Origin of the sequence: Halobaculum marinum (genome assembly GCF_029338555.1) — an archaeon.
Lineage (GTDB): Archaea > Halobacteriota > Halobacteria > Halobacteriales > Haloferacaceae > Halobaculum > Halobaculum marinum.
This window is the reverse complement of record NZ_CP119989.1, coordinates 2823374-2841979: the sequence shown is the minus strand read 5'-3', so window position 1 is coordinate 2841979 and position 18606 is coordinate 2823374. Positions and strand designations below refer to the sequence as shown.

Genomic DNA, 18606 nt, shown 5'->3' with positions numbered 1-18606 from the left:
CTGTTAGTATTCGCCTTCCGTCACGTACTCGCGGACGTCCTCGGCCGACACCTGCGTCGTCTGCGTGAAGGCGCCGTCCTGTGCGGTGTTGATCGACACCGCACCGAAGACGTTGCCGTGTTGGGTGAACGTGGTCGGCGTCGCCGCACCCTGGTAGGTGATCTCCTCACCGTTTGCGAGGGCCTCCTTCCCCTCGGCGAACGTGGAGACGGGGGTGCCGTCGCCGCGACTGACCGGCCCGAGGTTCTGTTGGATCGCTTCGGGGCTCGTGTCGCCGGCGCGTTCGATGGCCAGCGCCGTCACCTGCACGGAGTCCCACGACGGGGGCGTCCAGCCGTTGATCGCCGCGTCGCCCGCCTCCGAGTAGATTCCCTCGAAGGTGTCGTAGCTCGGCCCCGACCGCCCGGGCTGTGCGACCCACGCGCCGTGGAGGTCACTGCCGACCTGGTCGATCACTTCCTGCTGTGCGAGCGTGTCCGAGAGGATCGGCTGGCGACCGTAGCCGCCGTCGGACCAGTCACTCAGCGCCGTGATCGCCGACTCCTGGGGCATGCTCACGAGGAACGCGTCGAACTCCGCATCGAAGAGCCGGCTGAGCGCCGACTGGTAGCTCGATGCGCCCAGTTCGACCTCGACTTGCTCGGCGACGCTGCCGCCGTTCGCCTCGTAGACGGAGAGGAACCCGTCGACGTAGCTGCGCTCACCCTCGGTGTTCCCGTTGATGATCCCGAGCGTCTCGTACCCCTGTTCGAGCGCGTACACGGCGCTCCCGCCCGTGTGGACGGTGTCGCCGACGACCGTCCGCCACACCCACTCGTCGTCGCTGATGTCGCCGGGCGTGGCCTTGTCTCCTCCGCGGGTGTCGAGGAACGTCGACCCCGGCCACGGCGTGACGATCGGCATCTGGAGGTCCTGGAGGAAGTTCCACAGCGGGTTGATCTCACTCGAAAAGAGCCCGACGATCGCCGCGGCGTCGTCGTTCTCGACGAGTTGCGTCGTGACGCTCCGCGCCTCCTGCGGGTCGACGGCGGTGTCACGGCGGACGACCTCCAACTCCGCACCCAGCGGGCCGCCCGCCTCGTTGATGTGGCTGACGGCGGCGTCGGCGGCTTGGGAGACGCCGGGCTGGAGGAAGTCGAACGCACCGGTCAGCGCGCCGGGCTGTCCGAACACGATCGAGTCCGGCCCGCTGTCGCCGGCCGTCGCGCCGCTGGCAGTCGACTCCCCATCTCCGCTTTCGCTCCCGCCGTCTTCGCCTCCGAAGCCAACGCACCCGGCGAGTCCGGTGATCCCACCAGCTCCAGCGGCAGTCAAGAAGGACCGACGACGAATCTGTCTCGGTGTGTCTGAGTCCATAACGCCAATGGCACTCGGGTAACCCAGCATAAAGGGGGCACCGACCATGGTCGAAAAGGGGCCAAAAATTCCGTCAAACACACAATAGGTGCCGTATTCATAGTACGTTTCACAAACAATATTCCTGATCGAGTGAATTTTCTAAAGATATTTCCACAGATCGAGTCGGTCACCCTAACGCACCGGAATTCTGATAATTTCTCCCGGTCGCCGCGCCGTCCGCGCAGGTCCTGAGCGACGGCTGTCCGCCTGTCGAATGTGACGGTGTCGGTGTCTCGAGGGCGTCGTGGGCCGAGGATAGCGGCGGCGTTCGGCGCCTCAGTTCACCTGTCCCGACAGCTCAGCACCCGCCTTGAACTTCACTTCGTTCGAGGCGCTGGCGGCGACGAGGTGGACGAGCGGAGCGTCGAGGGCGGCCACGACGCCTGTCTCGGGGAGGTTCTCGCTCGCGAGTCCCTCGCGGAGCGCTCGCGTGAGGTACGCCGCGTCGGGGTCGTGGACGCCGCTGAACAGCGTCGCCCCGTGTCGATCCCGGTCGTTTCCCGTCCTGCGTGCGAGCAGGTCCCCGTAGCCGTCGCCGTCGAGGTCGCCGCCGCCGCCTCGAACCCGGTCGAGATCGGCCGGGGACACGCCGACGACCGCTGTCGCGCGCCCGCCGCCGAGTAGCGTCGCCGCGTCCGCGTACAGCGCGCCGTCGTCGATCGTCCACCCGCCGGCGAACAGTAGTTGCCCGTCGTGGCGACACCGCCGCAGGTGCAACAGTGCCGGCATCGGGGTCGGGCAGCCAGGCGGCGTCGCGTACACCGGGCACACGAGCGTCGCGGTCGCCGCGGCGGTCGACTCGCCCCCCGTCCCCGACGCGCCGGGGGTCACCTCGCGACCCCAGTCGTCCGCGTCTGCGCTCGTCTCTCCTCCGTCCTCGGTGACGAACGCCATCGCCGCACCCTCGGGGTCGTCGGCGTCGGTCCCCGTCACGACGACGCCGTCGGGCCCCGAACGGACGCGGACCAGCCGCCCCTTGTCGGTCTCTTCGACCAGCCGCGCTGAGAGGACGTTCCGACAGGCGATGTCGCGGTGGACGACGCCCTCGCCGCGCCTCGCACGCCCACACAGGCCGTCGTCCGGGTCGCCCGTGAGGTACGCCACGAGTCGGGCGGGCGTCAGTTCGTCCGCCAGCGCGGCACCGCCGGGGAGCCGAGCGTCGGGGACGGCGACGACGAACCGCTCTGCGATCACCGGCTCGTCGCCGAGGTAGTCGAACAGCAGTTCGACGTCCTCCTCGGTGCCGTCGCCGACGCCGTCGCCGTCGCTGTCGTCGTCGTCGAAGTCGTCGAACGCGACGGGCTCGGTCCGATTCGACCGCGAGGAGTTGTGGTTCTGCGCCCGCGTCTCCGCGCTCGTCGTCCAGCCGTCGAGGTCCAGCCGCCCCGAAAGTGGGCCGAACTCCCCACGGATCCGCGACGGGACATGGCGGACGGTCATCTCTCCGGGGTGGTACGCCCGGTGGGTGTCGTCGGCGTCGCCGCCCCCGTCCGCCCCGGTCGTCCGTCGGTCGCCGCCGTAGAACGCCGCGGGTGAGGCACCCGTCTCGGTCACCGCGCTCGCGACGCGACCGAGACACCCGCTGAGTCCCCCGACGGCGAGCGCGCCCGCCGCCAGCACCGTCCGGCGCGTCGTCGTCGCTCGCGCGCCGCTCGCAGCCGGCTCGGTGGTGTATGGCGTGGGCATTGTCGCCCTCTGTTGGCGGAGAGAGGTAATGAACATGCGTCGCGTTCTGGCTGCCACGTCGGCGATTCACAGGTGCCGCTGGGAGATACACGGGATCGACCAGAACTATCAACAGGTTGGACGGTGGGTCTCGTCGTGTGCCCTCCCCCCAGATCGCTCCGGAGTCACAGTCGTCTCGCACCGCTCGGACGGTTCTCGCCCCGGCAGAGGTGCCGAGGTAGATGGGTGACGACAGTTCGCTCTCCGTCGACGGTCCGAGCACGCTCGGCGGCGCGCTCGTCATGCTCGTCGTCGGTCTTGCGGTGACCGGGTTCGGCGCGTACGACTACACTCAGCAGTCCGACGCGGTCGCCGACGCCGTTGACGTTGACGCCGTGGTCGTCGAGACGGGCGTCGAGGCGACGTCGACGGGGAGCGCAGGCGCCGACTACCGGCCGACGGTCGAGTTCACCTACGAGTACGACGGTGAGTCGTACACGAGCACGAACGTGTTCCCGTCGACGACCTCACCGACCTACGACACCGAGTCCGCGGCGCGGGACGTGCTGGCCGACTACGAGTCGGGTGACTCGGTGTCCGCGCACGTCGACCCGGCGGACCCCGACAGTGCGTTCCTCCTGGACCGTACGTCGAATGCGCCGCTCCTGTTCGCGGGGATCGGATTGCTGTTCGTCGCGGTCGGCGGTGTCTCGGCGGCGCGGCGCGTTCGGCGCCGCTGACGCTCCATCGCGCCGTCCCGTCTCTCACCACAACGCGCTCCACGACCACCGCAGCCCCGCAACATCGTCACCGCATCTCCACGACCACGGTCAGCCGTGCCGTCCCCTCGGGTTCTGTGACGGTCACGTCGAACGCGACCGCCAGCAGCGTCGTCTCGCCTGCGCGTTCCTGCACGACGACGCCGTGGTCGACCGCGCAGTCGCCGAACGCGCGGTTCGGGCCACGCGGGCAGTTCGCGTCGGCCCACGCCGTCGCGGCAGTCGCGTTGCGGTCGACGGTGACGACGACCGTCTCCTCGATTCGCGCGGTCTCGATGCCGCGCACGTCGGGCGCGAGCACCGCGTCGAACGCGGCGACGGTGCGCTCGCGCTCGTCCCACGGGTACCGACCGACCGCCGTCGAGGCGTTCGCGACCGTCCGGTCGAGCGCTCGCAGGGTCTCCGCGCCGGGACGCTCGCGCTCGTCGGTGCTCGCGGCAACGTCGGGGTGGGCGCCGAGCGTGAGGTACGCCAGTGCCATCGGCACCAGCGCCGCGGCGACGACTGCGGCCGCGAGCAGGACCAACTGGGCCCGGTCGCGGTGGCCGTCGTCGTTCGACCGACCGCCGGTCATACGTACCACACCCACAGGACGACTTCGCCGCCGGGCGTCGTCGCGGTCGCTCGGCCCGTCGGGACGCCGGTCGGACGCTCGAAGCCGACGGCGCCGTGTGGCGTCTCCACCCGGAACAGCAGGTTGTCGCCGAGGATCCGGTCGACCCGGTCGCGGAGGGCGTCGCGCTCACGGTCGAACGCCGCGGGCGAGGCACTGACCTCGGCCAATCGGGCACCGGCGCCGTGTCGCGGTGGCTCCGCCGCCAGCACCGTGAGCGCGTCGTCGGCGTAGGCGTCCAGTTGCGCCTCCGCGGTCCCGGCGTCGGGGAGCGCGATGCCGAACGACGCGGCGACCGCCAGCAGGAACGCGACGCCCACCGCCGCCTCGACCACCGGGAGCGAGAGTTGTGCTCGGTCGTCGCGTGCGCCGTTCCCCTGTGTGGCGTCACGCATCGACGGTCACCTCCAGCGTGGTCTTGTGCGTCACCTCGGGCACGTACGTCACCGCTACCTGCCCCGTCGCGTTCTCGTCGAACGCGACCGTGAGCGTCTCGCGACGGGAGGCGGACACCGTCTCGACGCCGCGGAGGCCACCGGGGCGGTGGAGGACGACCCGGCCGTTCACGTGTACCGTCTCGACGGCGGCGTCGCCGAAGTCGAGGCGGAGCGTCCCCGTCCGCCGCGGGAGCGCGAGCGAGCGGTTCGCGTCCACCGTTCGCGTGCGCTCTTCGGGCGCGGCGACGAGGACGATTCGACGGAACGTGACCCCGTCGTCGGGGTCACCTCGCTCGACGACGGCTCGGTCGCCGAGACGGATCCGGACGGCAGCGTTCGTCAACGGCGGCACGTGCTCGACCAAATCGTCTGGGGTCAGCGCGTCGACCGCGTTCGCGTTCAGCACGTTCGCGCGTCGGGTCAGCGGCGAGTCCGCCGCGGTGAGTCGGTCGGTGGTCGCCACGGCGGCCCGCCGCTCGGTGGGTCGGCGGTCGGCCCCGGCGAGCGCGCCGTCGGCGAGCGCCAGCGTCACGCCTGTCGTGGCGGTGAGTACGACGAGCGCCGCCACCAACGCCGCGAGGTTTGCCTGCCCGCGGTCGGTACCGCTGTCACGGTTGCGGTCGTGGTCGCGGTCGACGTCGACCGTCCCGACGGTCGGGTCACTCGCGGTCATCGGTTCACCAACTCCACGGTCACGGCGCCGTCGCCACCGGTCACGACGACGACCGTCGTCGCGCCGCTGCGCCACGCGCCCGTCACCGTCGCGACCCGCTCGGGGAGCGCGAGTCGGAGTCGGTCGCCGACGGCCTCGTTCGGGTGGTCGAGCGCGAGCGACCCGTCGTCGGCGACCACCCGGTAGCGGGCGCCGCGGATCGTCTCCGGGAGGGAGACGCGCCGCTCAACGCGGACCGCCCGCGCAGGCGGTGGTACCGCGTCTTCGACCTCCGTGGTGGCGCCGGCGAGCGTCCGTTCGGCGACACGGTCGCCCGCGGCGTCGCGGTAGTCCGGGACGACGCCACCGAACAGCGCCGCCGAGAGGCCGCCGATGAACAGCAGCACGATGCCGACCTCGAGCGTCTTCGAGACGACCGGCGTGACGGCACGGTCGTCGCTCACCGTCCCGCCTCCAGGTCCAGTCGGTGGAGCACGAGGTGGAGGGTGCGCTCGCCCGGGAACGCGGCGACGACGCTGTCGGTGCCGTCGCCGTCGAAGTCTCGCGTCGTCGTGGTCGCGCCGTGCGACTCGAAGTACGCGTGCCATGGACGAGGCGTGGTCGTCTCTACCGCCACCCGCCACTCGTCGTCGCTGTGGGCCGTCCGTTCGTGGCTGGTTCGAGTCGACAGCGGGACGCGCCCGCCGCCCGCGTACGCGAACGTCGCGTCGCCGAGCGCGGCGACCCCGACGACGACCGTTCCCGGCGCGGTCGCGAGCGGCGGGTCGGCGTCCATGACGGCGTTGCCCGGCGGGCCGCGAACGACGGCTCCGGCGACGAACGCGACCCGGTGGTCGCCGTGCTCCCAGACGACCCCACCGGCGTCGACGGCCCGAACCTCGCCGCTGGCGTTCAGCACTCGGACCGTCCGCTCGACCGTGTGGAGTCGCCCGTCGGTGTAGGAGACGACGCCGCGGTGGTAGCCCGTCGACTCGACCGGCGCGAGCGCGTCGTCGAGGTCGGCGGCGACCCGTTCGGCGTCGACGCCGGCGGTGTTCGACTCCACGACCGTTCCCACGGTCGCGGTGAGCCCTGCCAGCGAGACGGCGGTGATCCCGAGGAGGAGTGCGATCCCGACGACGTGCGACTGCGCGCGGCGAGTCGAACGAGATTCGCACTCGGCGTCGGCGTGGTCGCCGATCCGTCGCCGACTGCGACTCACAGCAACCCCGCGACCGCGAAGACGGTGTAGCAGACGGTGACGAGCGCACCCGAGTGGAGCAGCATCGCGTACCCGCCGCGGTCGGCGGCGCCGGCGAACAGCCCCGAGGCGAACACGGTCGCCTGCGCGACGACGTAGAAGCGCCGGCGGTCGCGTTCGGGGTCCACGGCGGTCGGGTCGAGCGTCCCTCCGCTGGTCGACAGCGACGCCAGATCCGCGAACCCGTCGAGCACGGTGAGGTTCACCGCGACGACGATGCCGACGACCAGCAACGCGGTCGTCCAGCCGACCGCGACGTAGACGAACATGTTCGCCCTGAGCGCGCGCTTCTCGTGGTACAGTCGCCCCACTTCGGCTTGGAGCGTCTCGAACACGGCTTCGGCGTCGCTGCCGGCGTCGAGCGCCCCCGACACGAGTCCGACGGTCTGGGCCGCCAGCGGCGTGCCGACCCGGTCGACGAAGCGTTCGAGCGCGCCGGTCCGGAGGTCGCCTTCCTGTCGACTCGCGAGTCCGAGCGCGAACGCCAGATCCGCCACGTCGCCCGACAGCGGCCCCAGGTCGACGTCGCGGGCGACGCGGTCGACGGCCTCAGACAGGGGTCGCCCGAGCGCGACGTGGCCGGCGACCGCGTGGACGAAGTCGGATATCTCCCGGTCTTTCGCGTCGTCGATGCGCCCGCGCCGGAGGTCGACGAGGCCTACCGGGACGGCGAACGCCGCGTAGCCCAGCAACACGGCGTTTGCGTGACCGACGCCCGCCGCGAGCAGTCCACCGAGCGCGAGGGCGCCGAGCGGAGACGCGACGACCGCGGCGCTGGCCGGATTGCTCGCGACCGACCGGAGGAGCGCCGCCGGGTCGCGGGGAAGTGCGTAGCTGGCTCGTTGTGCTGCGGGTCGGAGGTCGGAGACGACGACCGCAGCGACCGCGCCGACGACGAGGACGAATGCGGCGGCGCCGTACACCGCGACCGCGCGCTTGGTCGTCGTCCCGAACGGGGTGACGACCTCGGCGGACAGCCCCGGCGCGAGGACGCTCATCACCGTGAGCACGATGACGAACAGCGCCGGGAGGACGAGGAGGACGACGAACAGTTCGGCGACCAACTCCATCACGTCGGCGTTGCGCTCGCGCGCCTGCTCGCTGCGCCGACCGAGCATCCGCGACTCCAGCCTGAGGTACCCCGACAGCGCGTCGCCACCCTGGGCGGCGTGCTCGCGGAACTTCAGGAGGAACGGAGCCAGAGCGTCCCGCGAGGGCGTGTCGCGCGCGACGCGACCGATCCCCTCGTTGAGACTCCCCGTGAGCGCGGCGGTCGTCAGCGCCGTCCGGACCGAGACTGCGGTCTCGCCGTAGGCGTCGTTGTCGGCGACGCGGCGGAGCATCGCCCGCGGTCCGTCGCTGCCCGACGAGAGGGCGTGGAGGTAGCGCGCCGCCCCGGGGAGGGTTCGCTCGATGTCGCTCCGGCGGGCCGCCGTCCGCCAGCGCAGGCGTGCGCCGGCGAGCCTGACGGTCCCGTACTTCGCGACGGTGCCGGCGACCCCAGCGGCGAGCGCGGCGACGTGGAGCCGAGACGGCGACGGGAGGGGGACGCCGAGCGCCACGGCCGGGGCGACGACGCGGTCGAGGGAGGCGGCGGGGAGCGCGGACCCGACGACGAGCGTCCACGCGAGCACACCGAGGCACACGACCCACGAGAGGCCGTACGTCCGGGCGACGTACACGTCGAAGCTCGTCGCCATCGCCGCGCCGCGGTACCGCTTCCGGTCGGTCGCGTGCCGGCGGCTGTCGGCGTGCCGAGAGAACAGCGCGTACAGCGCCCGGTCGAGCACGGAGAGCCCGTTCGCCGCCTCCGACGACTCCGCCGTGGACGCGTCGGCGCTCGTCCCGCTCGACCGACCGACGCGCGCCCCATCTTCGCCGAGCGCCAGGTCACTCATCGCGGCTCACCTCCGAACCGCCGTCGGTCGCGGTGTCCGCGGTGTCGACAGTGGCGGCGTCGCCGTCGGCATCGGCGGTGCCCGCCGCGTCGGCTGTCTGCCGTCGGACGCGTTCGACGGTGGCGGCCTCGTCGGTGCGCAGCGCCGAGAGGAAGTCGAACGTCTCGTCCACGTCGGTCACGTCCTCGCGAACGAGGTAGCGGACGTACCGGTGTTTCCGGTGGAACTCCTGCTCGACGGCCTCGACCGTCCGGTCGGTGCGGTCGGCGATCCGGTGGAACACGCGGTGGTCGAGGCGGCGGACGGCGTCACCGAGGTCGGGGTGGTCGTACGACAGCGAGAACGTCCCGTCCGGGTCGCGGTCGAGCACGCGGTTCCACCCGACGGCGGTGTCGTCTTTCTCCACGACGCCGCCGGCGCCGGCGCAGTCGGCGAACGCCCTCTCGTCGCCGAGTTCGACCACCTCGCTCACGTAGCGGTCGCCACCGTCGTTGTACGGGAACACGACGAGGTCGATTTCGCCGAGCAGGTACGGCGGGAGCCCCTGTTCGATCACGCGGTTGACCAGCGTGTCCACGTCTTCGGCGTGGGTCGTCCCGAGCACGCCGTGGCCGGTGTTGAGGCTCTCGCCGAACGTCGCGAACGACGCCGGCGTGTTCACCTCCGCGATGACCTCGACGTCGGGGTTGAGGTAGTTCGTCTCGGTCATCAGGTCCGCCATCGTGACGCGCTTGAACTCGTGCTCGTGGTCGCGCGTCGTCAGCGAGATGCCCGTCTCGTGGGGGAGGTGCACCTCGCGACTCCCTTCGTCGATGGAGACCGGGCGGTCGTCGAACGGGATGAACGGGGTGTGGGCGTTCAACAGCGTCGTCTTCCCCGCACCGGTCGGCCCCGAGAAGAGGACGACGCCGCTGTGTTCGTACAACAGCCACAGCAGCGTCACGAGTTCGGTGGGGAGCGTGCCCGAGTTGACGAGGTCGACGGGCGTGAGCGGGTCGGCCGACTGCTTGCGCACCGAGAGGTGGGGACCGTCAGTCGAGATGACCGGGAGCGCGACTGCACACCGGATCGTGTCGGGGACGCCGTCGAGGTCGACGTTCACCTTCGCGCTCGGGTTGGTGGCGGTCAACTCCGTCCCGTCGAGCGCGGCCAGTTGGGTGACGACGTTGACGAACTCCGACTCCGAGTCGAACGACAGGTTCGTCGGGACGCGCCCGTCGGCGCCCAGTCCCGCGCGTGGAACCACCTTCACGCGCTCGCCGACGCGGTTCGCCTCCACGTCCTCCAGGTTCGGGTCCCGGAGCGGGACCGTGAGCACGCCCTGTCCGACGTAGTCGCGCAGGACGTAGTAGACGAGGTCGGCGAGGCGGTCGGGCGCGTACCGCGAGTCGACCGGCGGGACCGCCAGTCCGTAGGCGGCCAGCGCCGAGCGCGCCCGGTACTCGGCGGCGTCGAGCCACGCCCGCGTGTCGCGAGCGGTGAGCCGGCGCGACAGGAAGCGCCGGGCGTGCTCGCGGACGAACGCCGTCCGGTCGTCGATCACCTCCGCCGCGGTGGTCCCCCAGACGCGCTCTTTACACTCGGCGATCAGTTCCTCGTCACCAGGGAGCAGCGGCGGTTCGCGGACGGCGTACTTCGTCGCGAACCGGTCGTCGCCGAGCAGCCGCTCGCGGTACACGACCACCTCGACGCCGAACCCCTCGAACCGGACCTCGTAGGTGCTGAGCCGCTCGCTGGCGACGCGCTCGACGTACGCCGCGTCGACGGCAACGTCGGTGACCGCCGGGGCGAACGCGCGCGTGTGGACGACGACGCGACCGTCCTCGCCGTCTACGTCGGCGACCTCCACGCGGTCGTCGAGCGCGAGCGGCGTCACCGCGCCGAGCAACCGGAACTCCCGGAGCGTGTGGTAGTCGACCCGCCGCCGCAGCGCCGGAGTCGCGTCGACGAGTCGATCGATCGCACGCTCGTACTTCGGTTCGAACCCCGCGTCCGCTCGCTCGGTCGCGCCGGCCCGCGTCAGCGGTCGGCGGTGCTGCCCCGCGTCGAACCGGTCGGCGACGCGGGCGACGGCGCGCTCGCCGCCGGGGCCGAGACTCGGTTCGCGCGTCTTGTAGTGGAACTCGCTGCCGGTGTCTGCGCCGCGCTCGCGGACGGTCGCCACGACGCCCGGGTACGGCTCGTACTGCGCTCGCACGTTTGGAGCGTACCACGCGTCGGCGGCGTCCGGCGGGGCCGGTGCCGAGACTACTGCCCGGCCGTCGGGATCGCCGTTCATTACGTGCCGCTGATGCGTTGTGTGTTATAAATTTTAACACTAAATTTGAGAATAGAATATGCCTCCCGAAATCTGGCCGCACCGCTCCGGCAGTTGCGGCACGGCCTGGTTGAAAAACGGTGACCGCTCGTCGGTGCCGGTCGGATCAGAACTCGTCGATCACCGGGATCCCTTCGGTCTCGAAGTTCGTCATCGCTTCGAGCTTCTGGTTCACGTCCTCCAGCGCCACCGTCTCGCTGACGACGGCGCTCGGGTCGAGTTTCCCGTGCTGCACCATCCGGAAGATCTCGTCGTAACGCGTCGGCGGCAGGCCGAGCGAGCCGATGAATTCGATCTCTTTCATCACCATCACGTCCGTCGGGAGGTCGACCATCCCGCGCTCTTCGGAGGTGGTGAGGCCGATCTGGATGTGCTTCCCGCGCGTCCCGAGACTGAGCACGGAGTTGCGACACGTCTCGGCGATGCCGAGCGCGTCGACGGAGACGTGGCAGCCGCCACCCGCGAGCGCCTGCACTGCGCCGGGCACGTCGTCGGTGTCGGCGGCGTTGACCGTCTCGTTGGCGCCGAGTTCCTCGGCCTTCGAGAGCTTCTGGTCGTCGAGGTCAACCGCGACGACGTTGGCGCCGAGCGCGTCGGCGATGTGGACCGCCGAGAGGCCGACGCCGCCGACGCCGTGGACCGCGACCCAGTCGCCCGCCGCGACGGGCGCGCGGTGGGCGAGTCCGTGGAAGGCGGTCATGAACCGGCAGCCGAGGCCGGCCATGTCGACGGAGGTGACGCCGTCGGGGAGGTGGACGAGGTTGTGGTCGGCGGCGGGGACGTGTACCTGTTCGGCGAAGGCACCCGGGACCGCTTCGAGGAACCCCAGTGGCATCGGTGCCTCGCAGGTGTTCCCGTGACCGGTGCGGCACTGCATGCAGGTGCCGTCACCGAGGTTGAACGGGATCGCGACGTGGTCGCCCTCAGAGAAGTTCGTCACGTCGTCGCCGACGGCTATCACGTGTCCTGCCGGCTCGTGGCCGAGGATCTGTCCCGGCTGTGGCTGGATCCCGAGCCAGTCCCAGTCCCCCTGCCAGCCGTGCCAGTCGGACCGACAGATCCCGCACGCCTCCACCTCGACGACGACGCCCTTCGCGTCGGGTGTGAGGTCGTCGACCTCGGTGATGTCGAGCGGTTCGCCGTGTTCGCGCAGAACTGCTGCTCGCATGACATCCGTCAGTTGTCAACACGTACCATAACAGTTCCTGCGAATCCCGTCCCGCTGTACCGCCGCGGCGCCGGGTCACCGCGCGGGGCGGCGCCTCCTCGATCACCGCTGAGGAGCGTTCTCTCGTCTGATAACCGTGGACGCGCCTTTATCAGGCGGTGTTGTTGACGTACGACAATGATCACACGGACACCCGGGGCGATGCCATGAGCGTCGACGCCTCCGCGACCGTGTTGTTAGTGGACGACGAGGAGGCGTTGGTTCGCCTGTACGAGAACTACCTCGGCGACCGCTACGACGTTCGAACCGCCACGAGCGGGGAGGAGGCACTGTCAGTCGCGACCCCTGCCGTCGACATCGCCCTCCTCGACCGGCGGATGCCGCAGATGTGCGGCCAGGAGGTGCTCGATGGGCTCCGCGAGGCGGACATCGACTGCCGGGTGGCGATGCTCACGGCGGTCGAGCCGACGGCCGCAATCGTCGACATGCCGTTCGACGACTACTGCATCAAGCCGGTCGACGAGTCCGACCTCGTCGGTCTCGTCGAAGTGTTGCTGGAGCGGGCCACCTACGACGAGCAGAGTCAGCGCTTCTTCTCGCTCGCCTCGAAGAAGGCGGCGCTGGAGGTCGCCGGCGAGCACACGACCGACGAGTACGACGACCTGTGCGAGCGACTCGACACTGTCCGCGACCGGATCGACACGACGCTCGACGCCGTCGGTGCGGAGGCGGCGTTCTCCGACCTCTCGTGACCACTCCCGCTGCGGCGTGGTCGGACCTCACCCGTCCTCTCCAGCGGCCGGTGTCGTACGCGTCGTGAGCCTCGTCATCCGGACACCACCGCACAGCAACAGTTGATATCGCTCGTGTCGTCTACCGTACATGGACGAGCCGTTCGACATCCCGTTCCCAGAGTCCCTCTCGCGTGAGGAGGTCGTCGCCGCCGCCCGCACGGGCTTGGGCGACGAACTGCGCAGCGTCATCGTGTTCACCCCCGGATCGTTCGAGGTGTTGTACGCCCGGTCGGACCTGTACGACGCGGCCGTGGACGTGCGCGCCGTGAAGCGACCGCTCGTCGAGTTGGAACGCGTCGGCTTCGCCGAGGCGCCCGTTCGCACCTCCCTGTCGGTCGGAGAGTCCGCGACAGACATCGGGGCGTACGACTTCACGGTCCGGTTCCACCGGAACGGCTTCGTCGTGCGCGTGATCGAGGGCGACCGCGGCGTGTTGCTCACGACCGATCGGATGGACTCCCGGGCGTTCAGGGAGGCGGCGACGGCGATCCGGGCGCTCTTGCGCACGTAGGCGACGGCTGCGGGCGGGAAGCGGCGGACAGAAGCGGGAAGCAGGCGATCTGAGCGGCGGCGCGATCAGGCAGAGAGGTCAGGCGCGTTCGAGCGCGGCCAAACGCTCGCGAACCCCGGCGGCGCGCGACGGCGCCAACACGAGCCGCCCGGCGCCGTCGGCGACGCGGTCGAGCAGCCACCGGACAGTTCGCCGCGCCAGTGGCCCGCCGTCGGCGAGCGCGACCGCGCAGTGCCACGCCCAGTCGCGTCCCTCCGCGAGCGTGAGGAAGGCGGCCTGCTCGTCGAGGCGACCGCCCGCGGCGTCTAGGTCGGCCAGCCCGGGCGCGTATCTGGTCGCCAGCAAGTCCTGTTCGACGTCGACCAACTCGGCGAGCACCGCGTTGACGGCGTCGTGGTCACGTCGCCGAGCAGGGCGTGGGTCGATTCCCGCGTCGGCGAGCGCGAGCGCGAGGTCGTGGACAACGTGGGCGTTGATGCCGAGGAGCGCGTCCTGCGCGACGAGCGTCTCGCCGGCGAGCGCGGCGTCGAAGGCCAACTGCCACGCCCGGGGGACACGCTCGCGCTCGCCGCGCTCGTAGGCGGCCAACGCGAGCCGATAGCGGTTCGCGAACGCGGTGAGGTAGCGTCCAACCCACTCGGGGTCGGCGAAGCGGTCGCCCCGCAGGTCGCGGCGGACGCGGGCGGTCACGGCGCCGTAGACGGTGAGGAACACCGCCCGGCGGTCGTCGGCCTCGTACAGTCGCCGCTCGGCGAGCGCGAGGCGGTGTTCCGCGTCGAGGGGGTCCTCGTACGGGTCGGCGAACAGGTCCGAGAGGTCGACGCGACCCGTGCTCGGGGACGGCGTCGCGCCGCGATACGACGCGGCGACCGCTCGGAGTGTCCGCGGCGTGAGCGGTCGCGTCGCCGTGTGCATACCTCCAGAGCGCGCCCGGGAGAGATAAACACCGCTGGCGACGAGACCCGATGCGGTCGTGACGAGCGCGAGAAACGGGGTGTCGACGTTCGGTGTCGAGGGTTGAGTTCGGAGCGGTGGCGTCAGTCGACGACGCGCATCATCGCCTCGCGGACGGCCTCGTCGGCCCGGCAGGCGGTCAACTCCTCGTCGACGTCGAGGTCGACGATCAGGGAACTGTCGCCGGTGCGCCGGGCCGTCTTGAACGCGTAGAACACGTACGAGAGGCGCAGGAGCCGCTCCGCCTCGTCGATGTCGTCGGCGCTCCCGATGTCGAACGTCGTCCACCCGGTGTTCGCGTACACGGGGTGCGGTCCGGTGCGGCCAGCGTCGACAAGCGCGACGCGCATCGGCGTCGACAGCGGGATGTCGAGCGACCCGTCGTCGTCGATGTGGCCGAAGTCCTCCTCACCGAGGCGGAACTCCGTCGCGCCGGTCCGCTTCTCGGCGACGGACACACCGGGCCACTCGGTCACTCGCGAGACGATCTCCTGTTCGATGGACTGTGCGATTGCCATAACGACCTTCTAGACGCGCGCTCGTCGAATAATCGAGTCGCCACGATACCGACACGATGCTCGCCGCCCGGACGCGACGGGCGCTCGCTGGCTCGGTCGGTGTGGCGGCGCGCCCGGTGCGCCGGGTGCACCCGGTGCGCCCGATGCGCCTGGCGTGTCCCGCAGCTATATGACCCGACCTGTCGACGGTTCGACCCATGGCCGACATCGTGGCTCCGGTGGCGACGTTCCTGCTCGCGCTGGCGGTGTTGCTGGCGGCGTCGGACGTGTTCGTCTCGGCGGCCGAGCGGGTCGGCCTCGCCTTCGGCGTGTCGCCGTTCATCGTCGGCGCGACCGTCGTCGCGGGCGGCACGTCGCTCCCGGAGTTGGTCGCGTCGACGCTGGCGGCCCGCGAGGGCGCCACCGAGATTGTCGTCGGCAGCGTCGTCGGGTCGAACGTCGCGAACATCCTGCTGATCGTGGGGCTGGTCGCGGTCATCGGTCGCCGACTCCGGATCGACCGCGAGTTGATGCGGGTCGACCTGCCGCTGTTGGTCGCCTCCGCCGCCTTCCTCGCCGTCGCGGTGTGGACCGGGCCGTTCGTCTGGTACGAGGGACTGCTCGGCTTGGTCGGCTTGGTCGTGTACGTCCACTTCTCGCTGTCGGAGGAGCAGCGCCTCGACGAGGTCGTCGAGGACATCGTCGCCGAACACGCCGGCGGCGGCGGGCCTGTGGAGGCGACGCCGGGCGACCTGACGCCCGACGAGCGCTCCGTCGACGAGGCGGTCGCCGAGACGACGGTCGGGGTGCGAACCGCGCTCGCGCTCCTCGGGAGCGTCGCGGTCGTGATCGTCGCCGCCGACGCGCTCGTCGGTGCGATCCTCGGGATCGCGACCACGCTGTCGATCGGCGCGGAGTTCGTCGCGATCACGGCGCTCGCGCTCGGCACGTCGCTCCCGGAGATCGCCGTCAGTGTCGTCGCAGTCCGCCGTGGCACCGTCGAGATCGCCGTCGGCAACGTGCTCGGCTCGAACGTGTTCAACACCTTCGCCGTGATGTCGGTGCCGAGTTTCGTCGCGCCGATCACGGTCCCAGAGAGCGTCCGCGGCTACGCCCTCCCGGTGATGGTGCTCGCGACGCTGTTGTACTACTTCGTCACGCAGGACCGCGAGATCACGCGGTGGGAGGGAATCGCCCTCCTCCTCGTGTACGCGGCCTTCTTGCTCAACCTGGGGACGGTCGTGTGATCGCCGACGAGTCCGCCAGTTCACAGATCGGGAAAATGAACAGAATTTTGTAAGTCCTTTCAGTCGCCCGATCTGATGCTCGATCCGATACTCCTCCAGGGCGACGGGGGCGGCGCAGGCGCCGCGCTCGTGCTCGTGTTCCAACTCGTGATCCTCGTGGCGATGATCGCCGGCATGGCGAAGGTGTTCGCCAAGGCCGGCGAACCGGCGTGGGGTGCGATCGTCCCGATCTACAACACGTACCTCCTGATCAAGATCGGCGGGAACGAGTGGTGGTACCTCCTGCTGCTGTTGATCCCCCTCGTGAACATCCTCGTGTTCGCGAAGGTCTCGATCGACGTCGCGAAGGCGTTCGCGAAGGGCGCCGGCTACGGGATCGGCCTGTGGCTGCTCGGACCGGTGTTCTACCCGCTGCTCGGCTTCGGCGACGCGTCGTACCGCGGGCCGACGGCGTAACGCCGCCCGCGACGCCGCTTTCTCCCCGGCGTACTCCCCGAGTGGGACGAACGGCAGCGTCGCACGGTCGCCCGCCGTGTACGCCAATACGTCGCTTTGGGTGACGCCGTCGGGCGTGATCAGGTCCATCACCGCCGGTGGTGTCATCGATCCCACAATCGTAGAACCGTCGGCGGGATCCAAGTCCGCGGACCGTCTCTGTTCAATCATGTACAAGCACATCCTCGTGCCGACCGACGGGAGCACGGCCGTCCAGGGAGCGATCGACCGCGCGCTCGACCTCGCCGAGACGTACGGCGCGACGCTGCACGCGCTGGCGGTCGTCGAACCGATCTACACCGTCAACGAGGGGCTCGGCTCGATCTACGACACGCTGGAATCGGACGCGCACGAGGCAGTCGAGGAGGTGGCCGACCGTGGCGAGGCGGCCGACGTCACCGTGATCACGGCCCAACGGACCGGCGTCCCCCACCGTGAGATCCTCGAGTACGCTGACGAGGAGGGGATCGACCTGATCGTGATGGGCACCCACGGCCGCACCGGCCTCGACCGGTACCTGCTCGGGAGCGTCACCGAGAAGGTGGTCCGACTGTCGGAGACGCCGGTGTTGACGGTCAGGCAGGCCGACGACGAGGACGACGCGGACTCCTGAACGGCGACCGCTCCTCCGGCGGCGAGGTGTCCGACGGCGGACGGCCTGCCCTCACACGAAGGTGGACGGGTTCGCGACCGAGCACTGATCTCTGTCGCGTCGGGCGTTCGGGCCAGCAGTTATACCACGCCGTCCCTAGGCTCCGAAGATGACAACGTGTTGCCCCCCGCGACGCCCGCTCGGCCGGCGCTCGCGCGGGACTCGGACGGACGCCGCCGCCCCGGCGGCGGGGGTGGCCTGACCCGTGCCCGGACGGACGGTGTTCTTCACCGGCCCTCGCGAGGTCGAGGTGCGCGAGACGGTCGCCGACGACCCCGGCCCCGGCGAGGTTGCCGTGACCGCGACGGTGTCGGCGATCAGTCCGGGCACGGAACTCCTGTTGTACCGGGGCGAGATGAACCCCGAGACGGCCGCCGACGAGACGCTGTCCTCGCTGGACGGGTCGCTCACGTACCCGTTCCCGTACGGCTACGCGACCGTCGGCACCGTGACCGCGGTCGGTCCGGACGTCGACGCGGCGTGGCACGGCGAGACGGTGCTGGCGTTCCACCCGCACGCCGAGGAGTTCACCGTCGCGCTCGACGCCGTGAGCCGCGTCCCCGACGGCGTGTCGCCCGAGCGGGCGGTGTTCCTCCCCAACGTCGAGACGGCGGTGACGCTCGCGATGGACGGAGAACCCGCTATCGGCGAACGCGCCGTCGTGTTCGGTCAGGGCGTCGTCGGCCTCCTGACAACGGCGCTTTTGTCGGCGTTTCCGCTCGACGCACTCGTCACCGCCGACTGCCACCCGGAGCGCCGTCGCGTCTCCGAGGCGTTCGGCGCCGACCGGAGCGTCCACCCCGACGACCTCGACCACGAGGCGCCGGTCGGCGGCGCCCCGTCGTCTGGCCCACCGACCCCGAACCCGGGTCGTGACGAAGGTGCCACCCCCGACCGGGCGGATCTGACGTACGAACTGTCCGGGAACCCCGCGGCGCTCGACGACGCGGTCGCGACCACGGGCTACGGGGGGCGCGTCGTCGTCGGGTCGTGGTACGGCGCCAAGCCGACCGAACTGTCGCTCGACGGGCGGTTCCACCGCAGTCGGATCGAGATCCGCGCGAGTCAGGTGAGCACGCTCGCGCCCGAGCGACGGGGACGCTGGACCGTCGGGCGTCGGCTCTCGACCGCGTGGGACCGCCTCCGCGAGGTCGACACCGACAGACTCGTCACCCACCGCCTGCCGGTGGGGGAGGCGCCCGAGGCGTACCGACTGCTCGACGAGGACCCGGCGGAGGCACTGGGCGTGCTGTTGACGTACTGATCCC

General features: G+C 70.7%; 19 protein-coding genes. 7 read left to right on the top strand and 12 right to left on the bottom strand.

Annotated elements, in window-relative coordinates; genetic code table 11:
* Positions 1-3: 3 nt before the first annotated feature.
* Together P0R32_RS14860 and P0R32_RS14855 are read right to left on the bottom strand one after the other, a co-directional pair.
* The gene (locus P0R32_RS14860) at positions 4-1173 is read right to left on the bottom strand and encodes an ABC transporter substrate-binding protein (protein ID WP_276237812.1); all 1170 of its coding nucleotides are present in this window, start codon (positions 1171-1173) and stop codon (positions 4-6) included.
* Between the two features lie 501 nt (positions 1174-1674).
* Positions 1675-3084: a hypothetical protein gene (locus P0R32_RS14855; protein WP_276237811.1), complete on the bottom strand. Its 1410-nt coding sequence runs from the start codon at positions 3082-3084 to the stop codon at positions 1675-1677.
* A 221-nt stretch (positions 3085-3305) separates the two neighbouring features.
* Here P0R32_RS14855 and P0R32_RS14850 point away from each other — a divergent pair, with 221 nt between their 5' ends.
* Positions 3306-3803: a DUF3592 domain-containing protein gene (locus P0R32_RS14850; protein WP_276237810.1), complete on the top strand. Its 498-nt coding sequence runs from the start codon at positions 3306-3308 to the stop codon at positions 3801-3803.
* 67 nt (positions 3804-3870) lie between these two features.
* Here the strand turns inward: P0R32_RS14850 and P0R32_RS14845 are convergent, their stop codons facing one another.
* The 8 genes from P0R32_RS14845 to P0R32_RS14810 all read right to left on the bottom strand — a co-directional run bounded on the left by P0R32_RS14845 (position 3871) and on the right by P0R32_RS14810 (position 12188).
* Positions 3871-4416 (bottom strand): DUF7261 family protein, encoded by a 546-nt coding sequence (locus P0R32_RS14845; protein ID WP_276237809.1) that lies wholly within the window; start codon positions 4414-4416, stop codon positions 3871-3873.
* Positions 4413-4850 carry a DUF7262 family protein gene (locus P0R32_RS14840; protein WP_276237808.1) on the bottom strand — a complete coding sequence of 146 codons (438 nt, stop codon included), beginning with the start codon at positions 4848-4850 and terminating at the stop codon, positions 4413-4415. Before P0R32_RS14840 ends, P0R32_RS14845 begins: the two co-directional genes overlap by 4 nt.
* Positions 4843-5565 (bottom strand): DUF7263 family protein, encoded by a 723-nt coding sequence (locus P0R32_RS14835; protein ID WP_276237807.1) that lies wholly within the window; start codon positions 5563-5565, stop codon positions 4843-4845. The genes P0R32_RS14840 and P0R32_RS14835 overlap by 8 nt, the downstream gene beginning before the upstream one ends.
* Positions 5562-6008 (bottom strand): DUF7266 family protein, encoded by a 447-nt coding sequence (locus P0R32_RS14830; RefSeq protein WP_276237806.1) that lies wholly within the window; start codon positions 6006-6008, stop codon positions 5562-5564. Before P0R32_RS14830 ends, P0R32_RS14835 begins: the two co-directional genes overlap by 4 nt.
* Positions 6005-6766 carry a DUF7289 family protein gene (locus P0R32_RS14825; RefSeq protein WP_276237805.1) on the bottom strand — a complete coding sequence of 254 codons (762 nt, stop codon included), beginning with the start codon at positions 6764-6766 and terminating at the stop codon, positions 6005-6007. The genes P0R32_RS14830 and P0R32_RS14825 overlap by 4 nt, the downstream gene beginning before the upstream one ends.
* A complete protein-coding gene (locus P0R32_RS14820) occupies positions 6763-8703 on the bottom strand; it encodes a type II secretion system F family protein (protein WP_276237804.1) in 1941 nt (646 codons plus the stop codon). Before P0R32_RS14820 ends, P0R32_RS14825 begins: the two co-directional genes overlap by 4 nt.
* Positions 8696-10981: a type II/IV secretion system ATPase subunit gene (locus P0R32_RS14815; RefSeq protein WP_276237803.1), complete on the bottom strand. Its 2286-nt coding sequence runs from the start codon at positions 10979-10981 to the stop codon at positions 8696-8698. Before P0R32_RS14815 ends, P0R32_RS14820 begins: the two co-directional genes overlap by 8 nt.
* 145 nt (positions 10982-11126) lie before the next feature.
* Positions 11127-12188: a zinc-dependent alcohol dehydrogenase family protein gene (locus P0R32_RS14810; protein ID WP_276237802.1), complete on the bottom strand. Its 1062-nt coding sequence runs from the start codon at positions 12186-12188 to the stop codon at positions 11127-11129.
* Between the two features lie 206 nt (positions 12189-12394).
* Between P0R32_RS14810 and P0R32_RS14805 the strand changes: the two genes are divergently transcribed.
* Together P0R32_RS14805 and P0R32_RS14800 are read left to right on the top strand one after the other, a co-directional pair.
* Positions 12395-12940 (top strand): response regulator, encoded by a 546-nt coding sequence (locus tag P0R32_RS14805; RefSeq protein WP_276237801.1) that lies wholly within the window; start codon positions 12395-12397, stop codon positions 12938-12940.
* A gap of 130 nt (positions 12941-13070) precedes the next feature.
* Positions 13071-13493, top strand: a complete 423-nt coding sequence (locus P0R32_RS14800) for a DUF7522 family protein (RefSeq protein WP_276237800.1) — start codon at positions 13071-13073, stop codon at positions 13491-13493.
* A gap of 78 nt (positions 13494-13571) precedes the next feature.
* Here the strand turns inward: P0R32_RS14800 and P0R32_RS14795 are convergent, their stop codons facing one another.
* Complete coding sequence (locus P0R32_RS14795; RefSeq protein WP_276237799.1) at positions 13572-14408, bottom strand: DUF5995 family protein; 837 nt, start codon at positions 14406-14408, stop codon at positions 13572-13574.
* Positions 14409-14530: 122 nt separating this feature from the next.
* The gene (locus tag P0R32_RS14790; RefSeq protein WP_276237797.1) at positions 14531-14965 is read right to left on the bottom strand and encodes a luciferase domain-containing protein; all 435 of its coding nucleotides are present in this window, start codon (positions 14963-14965) and stop codon (positions 14531-14533) included.
* A 197-nt stretch (positions 14966-15162) separates the two neighbouring features.
* Here P0R32_RS14790 and P0R32_RS14785 point away from each other — a divergent pair, with 197 nt between their 5' ends.
* The 4 genes from P0R32_RS14785 (at position 15163) to P0R32_RS14770 (ending at position 18602) form a co-directional block, all read left to right on the top strand.
* Positions 15163-16191: a calcium/sodium antiporter gene (locus P0R32_RS14785; protein ID WP_276237796.1), complete on the top strand. Its 1029-nt coding sequence runs from the start codon at positions 15163-15165 to the stop codon at positions 16189-16191.
* A 75-nt stretch (positions 16192-16266) separates the two neighbouring features.
* A complete protein-coding gene (locus P0R32_RS14780; protein WP_276237795.1) occupies positions 16267-16647 on the top strand; it encodes a DUF5684 domain-containing protein in 381 nt (126 codons plus the stop codon).
* Between the two features lie 208 nt (positions 16648-16855).
* Positions 16856-17299: a universal stress protein gene (locus P0R32_RS14775; protein ID WP_276237794.1), complete on the top strand. Its 444-nt coding sequence runs from the start codon at positions 16856-16858 to the stop codon at positions 17297-17299.
* A gap of 244 nt (positions 17300-17543) precedes the next feature.
* Positions 17544-18602 (top strand): zinc-dependent alcohol dehydrogenase, encoded by a 1059-nt coding sequence (locus P0R32_RS14770; RefSeq protein ID WP_276237793.1) that lies wholly within the window; start codon positions 17544-17546, stop codon positions 18600-18602.
* The last annotated feature ends 4 nt before the right edge of the window (positions 18603-18606 follow it).

Excerpts from the sequence above, each read along its gene's own strand:
- P0R32_RS14855 (WP_276237811.1), bottom strand. The coding sequence starts at position 3,084 with ATGCCCACGCCATACACCACCGAGCCGGCTGCGAGCGGCGCGCGAGCG.
- P0R32_RS14850 (WP_276237810.1), top strand. The coding sequence starts at position 3,306 with ATGGGTGACGACAGTTCGCTCTCCGTCGACGGTCCGAGCACGCTCGGC.
- P0R32_RS14845 (WP_276237809.1), bottom strand. The coding sequence starts at position 4,416 with ATGACCGGCGGTCGGTCGAACGACGACGGCCACCGCGACCGGGCCCAG.
- P0R32_RS14840 (WP_276237808.1), bottom strand. The coding sequence starts at position 4,850 with ATGCGTGACGCCACACAGGGGAACGGCGCACGCGACGACCGAGCACAA.
- P0R32_RS14835 (WP_276237807.1), bottom strand. The coding sequence starts at position 5,565 with ATGACCGCGAGTGACCCGACCGTCGGGACGGTCGACGTCGACCGCGAC.
- P0R32_RS14820 (WP_276237804.1), bottom strand. The coding sequence starts at position 8,703 with ATGAGTGACCTGGCGCTCGGCGAAGATGGGGCGCGCGTCGGTCGGTCG.
- P0R32_RS14815 (WP_276237803.1), bottom strand. The coding sequence starts at position 10,981 with ATGAACGGCGATCCCGACGGCCGGGCAGTAGTCTCGGCACCGGCCCCG.
- P0R32_RS14810 (WP_276237802.1), bottom strand. The coding sequence starts at position 12,188 with ATGCGAGCAGCAGTTCTGCGCGAACACGGCGAACCGCTCGACATCACC.
- P0R32_RS14805 (WP_276237801.1), top strand. The coding sequence starts at position 12,395 with ATGAGCGTCGACGCCTCCGCGACCGTGTTGTTAGTGGACGACGAGGAG.
- P0R32_RS14800 (WP_276237800.1), top strand. The coding sequence starts at position 13,071 with ATGGACGAGCCGTTCGACATCCCGTTCCCAGAGTCCCTCTCGCGTGAG.
- P0R32_RS14795 (WP_276237799.1), bottom strand. The coding sequence starts at position 14,408 with ATGCACACGGCGACGCGACCGCTCACGCCGCGGACACTCCGAGCGGTC.
- P0R32_RS14790 (WP_276237797.1), bottom strand. The coding sequence starts at position 14,965 with ATGGCAATCGCACAGTCCATCGAACAGGAGATCGTCTCGCGAGTGACC.
- P0R32_RS14785 (WP_276237796.1), top strand. The coding sequence starts at position 15,163 with ATGGCCGACATCGTGGCTCCGGTGGCGACGTTCCTGCTCGCGCTGGCG.
- P0R32_RS14780 (WP_276237795.1), top strand. The coding sequence starts at position 16,267 with ATGCTCGATCCGATACTCCTCCAGGGCGACGGGGGCGGCGCAGGCGCC.
- P0R32_RS14775 (WP_276237794.1), top strand. The coding sequence starts at position 16,856 with ATGTACAAGCACATCCTCGTGCCGACCGACGGGAGCACGGCCGTCCAG.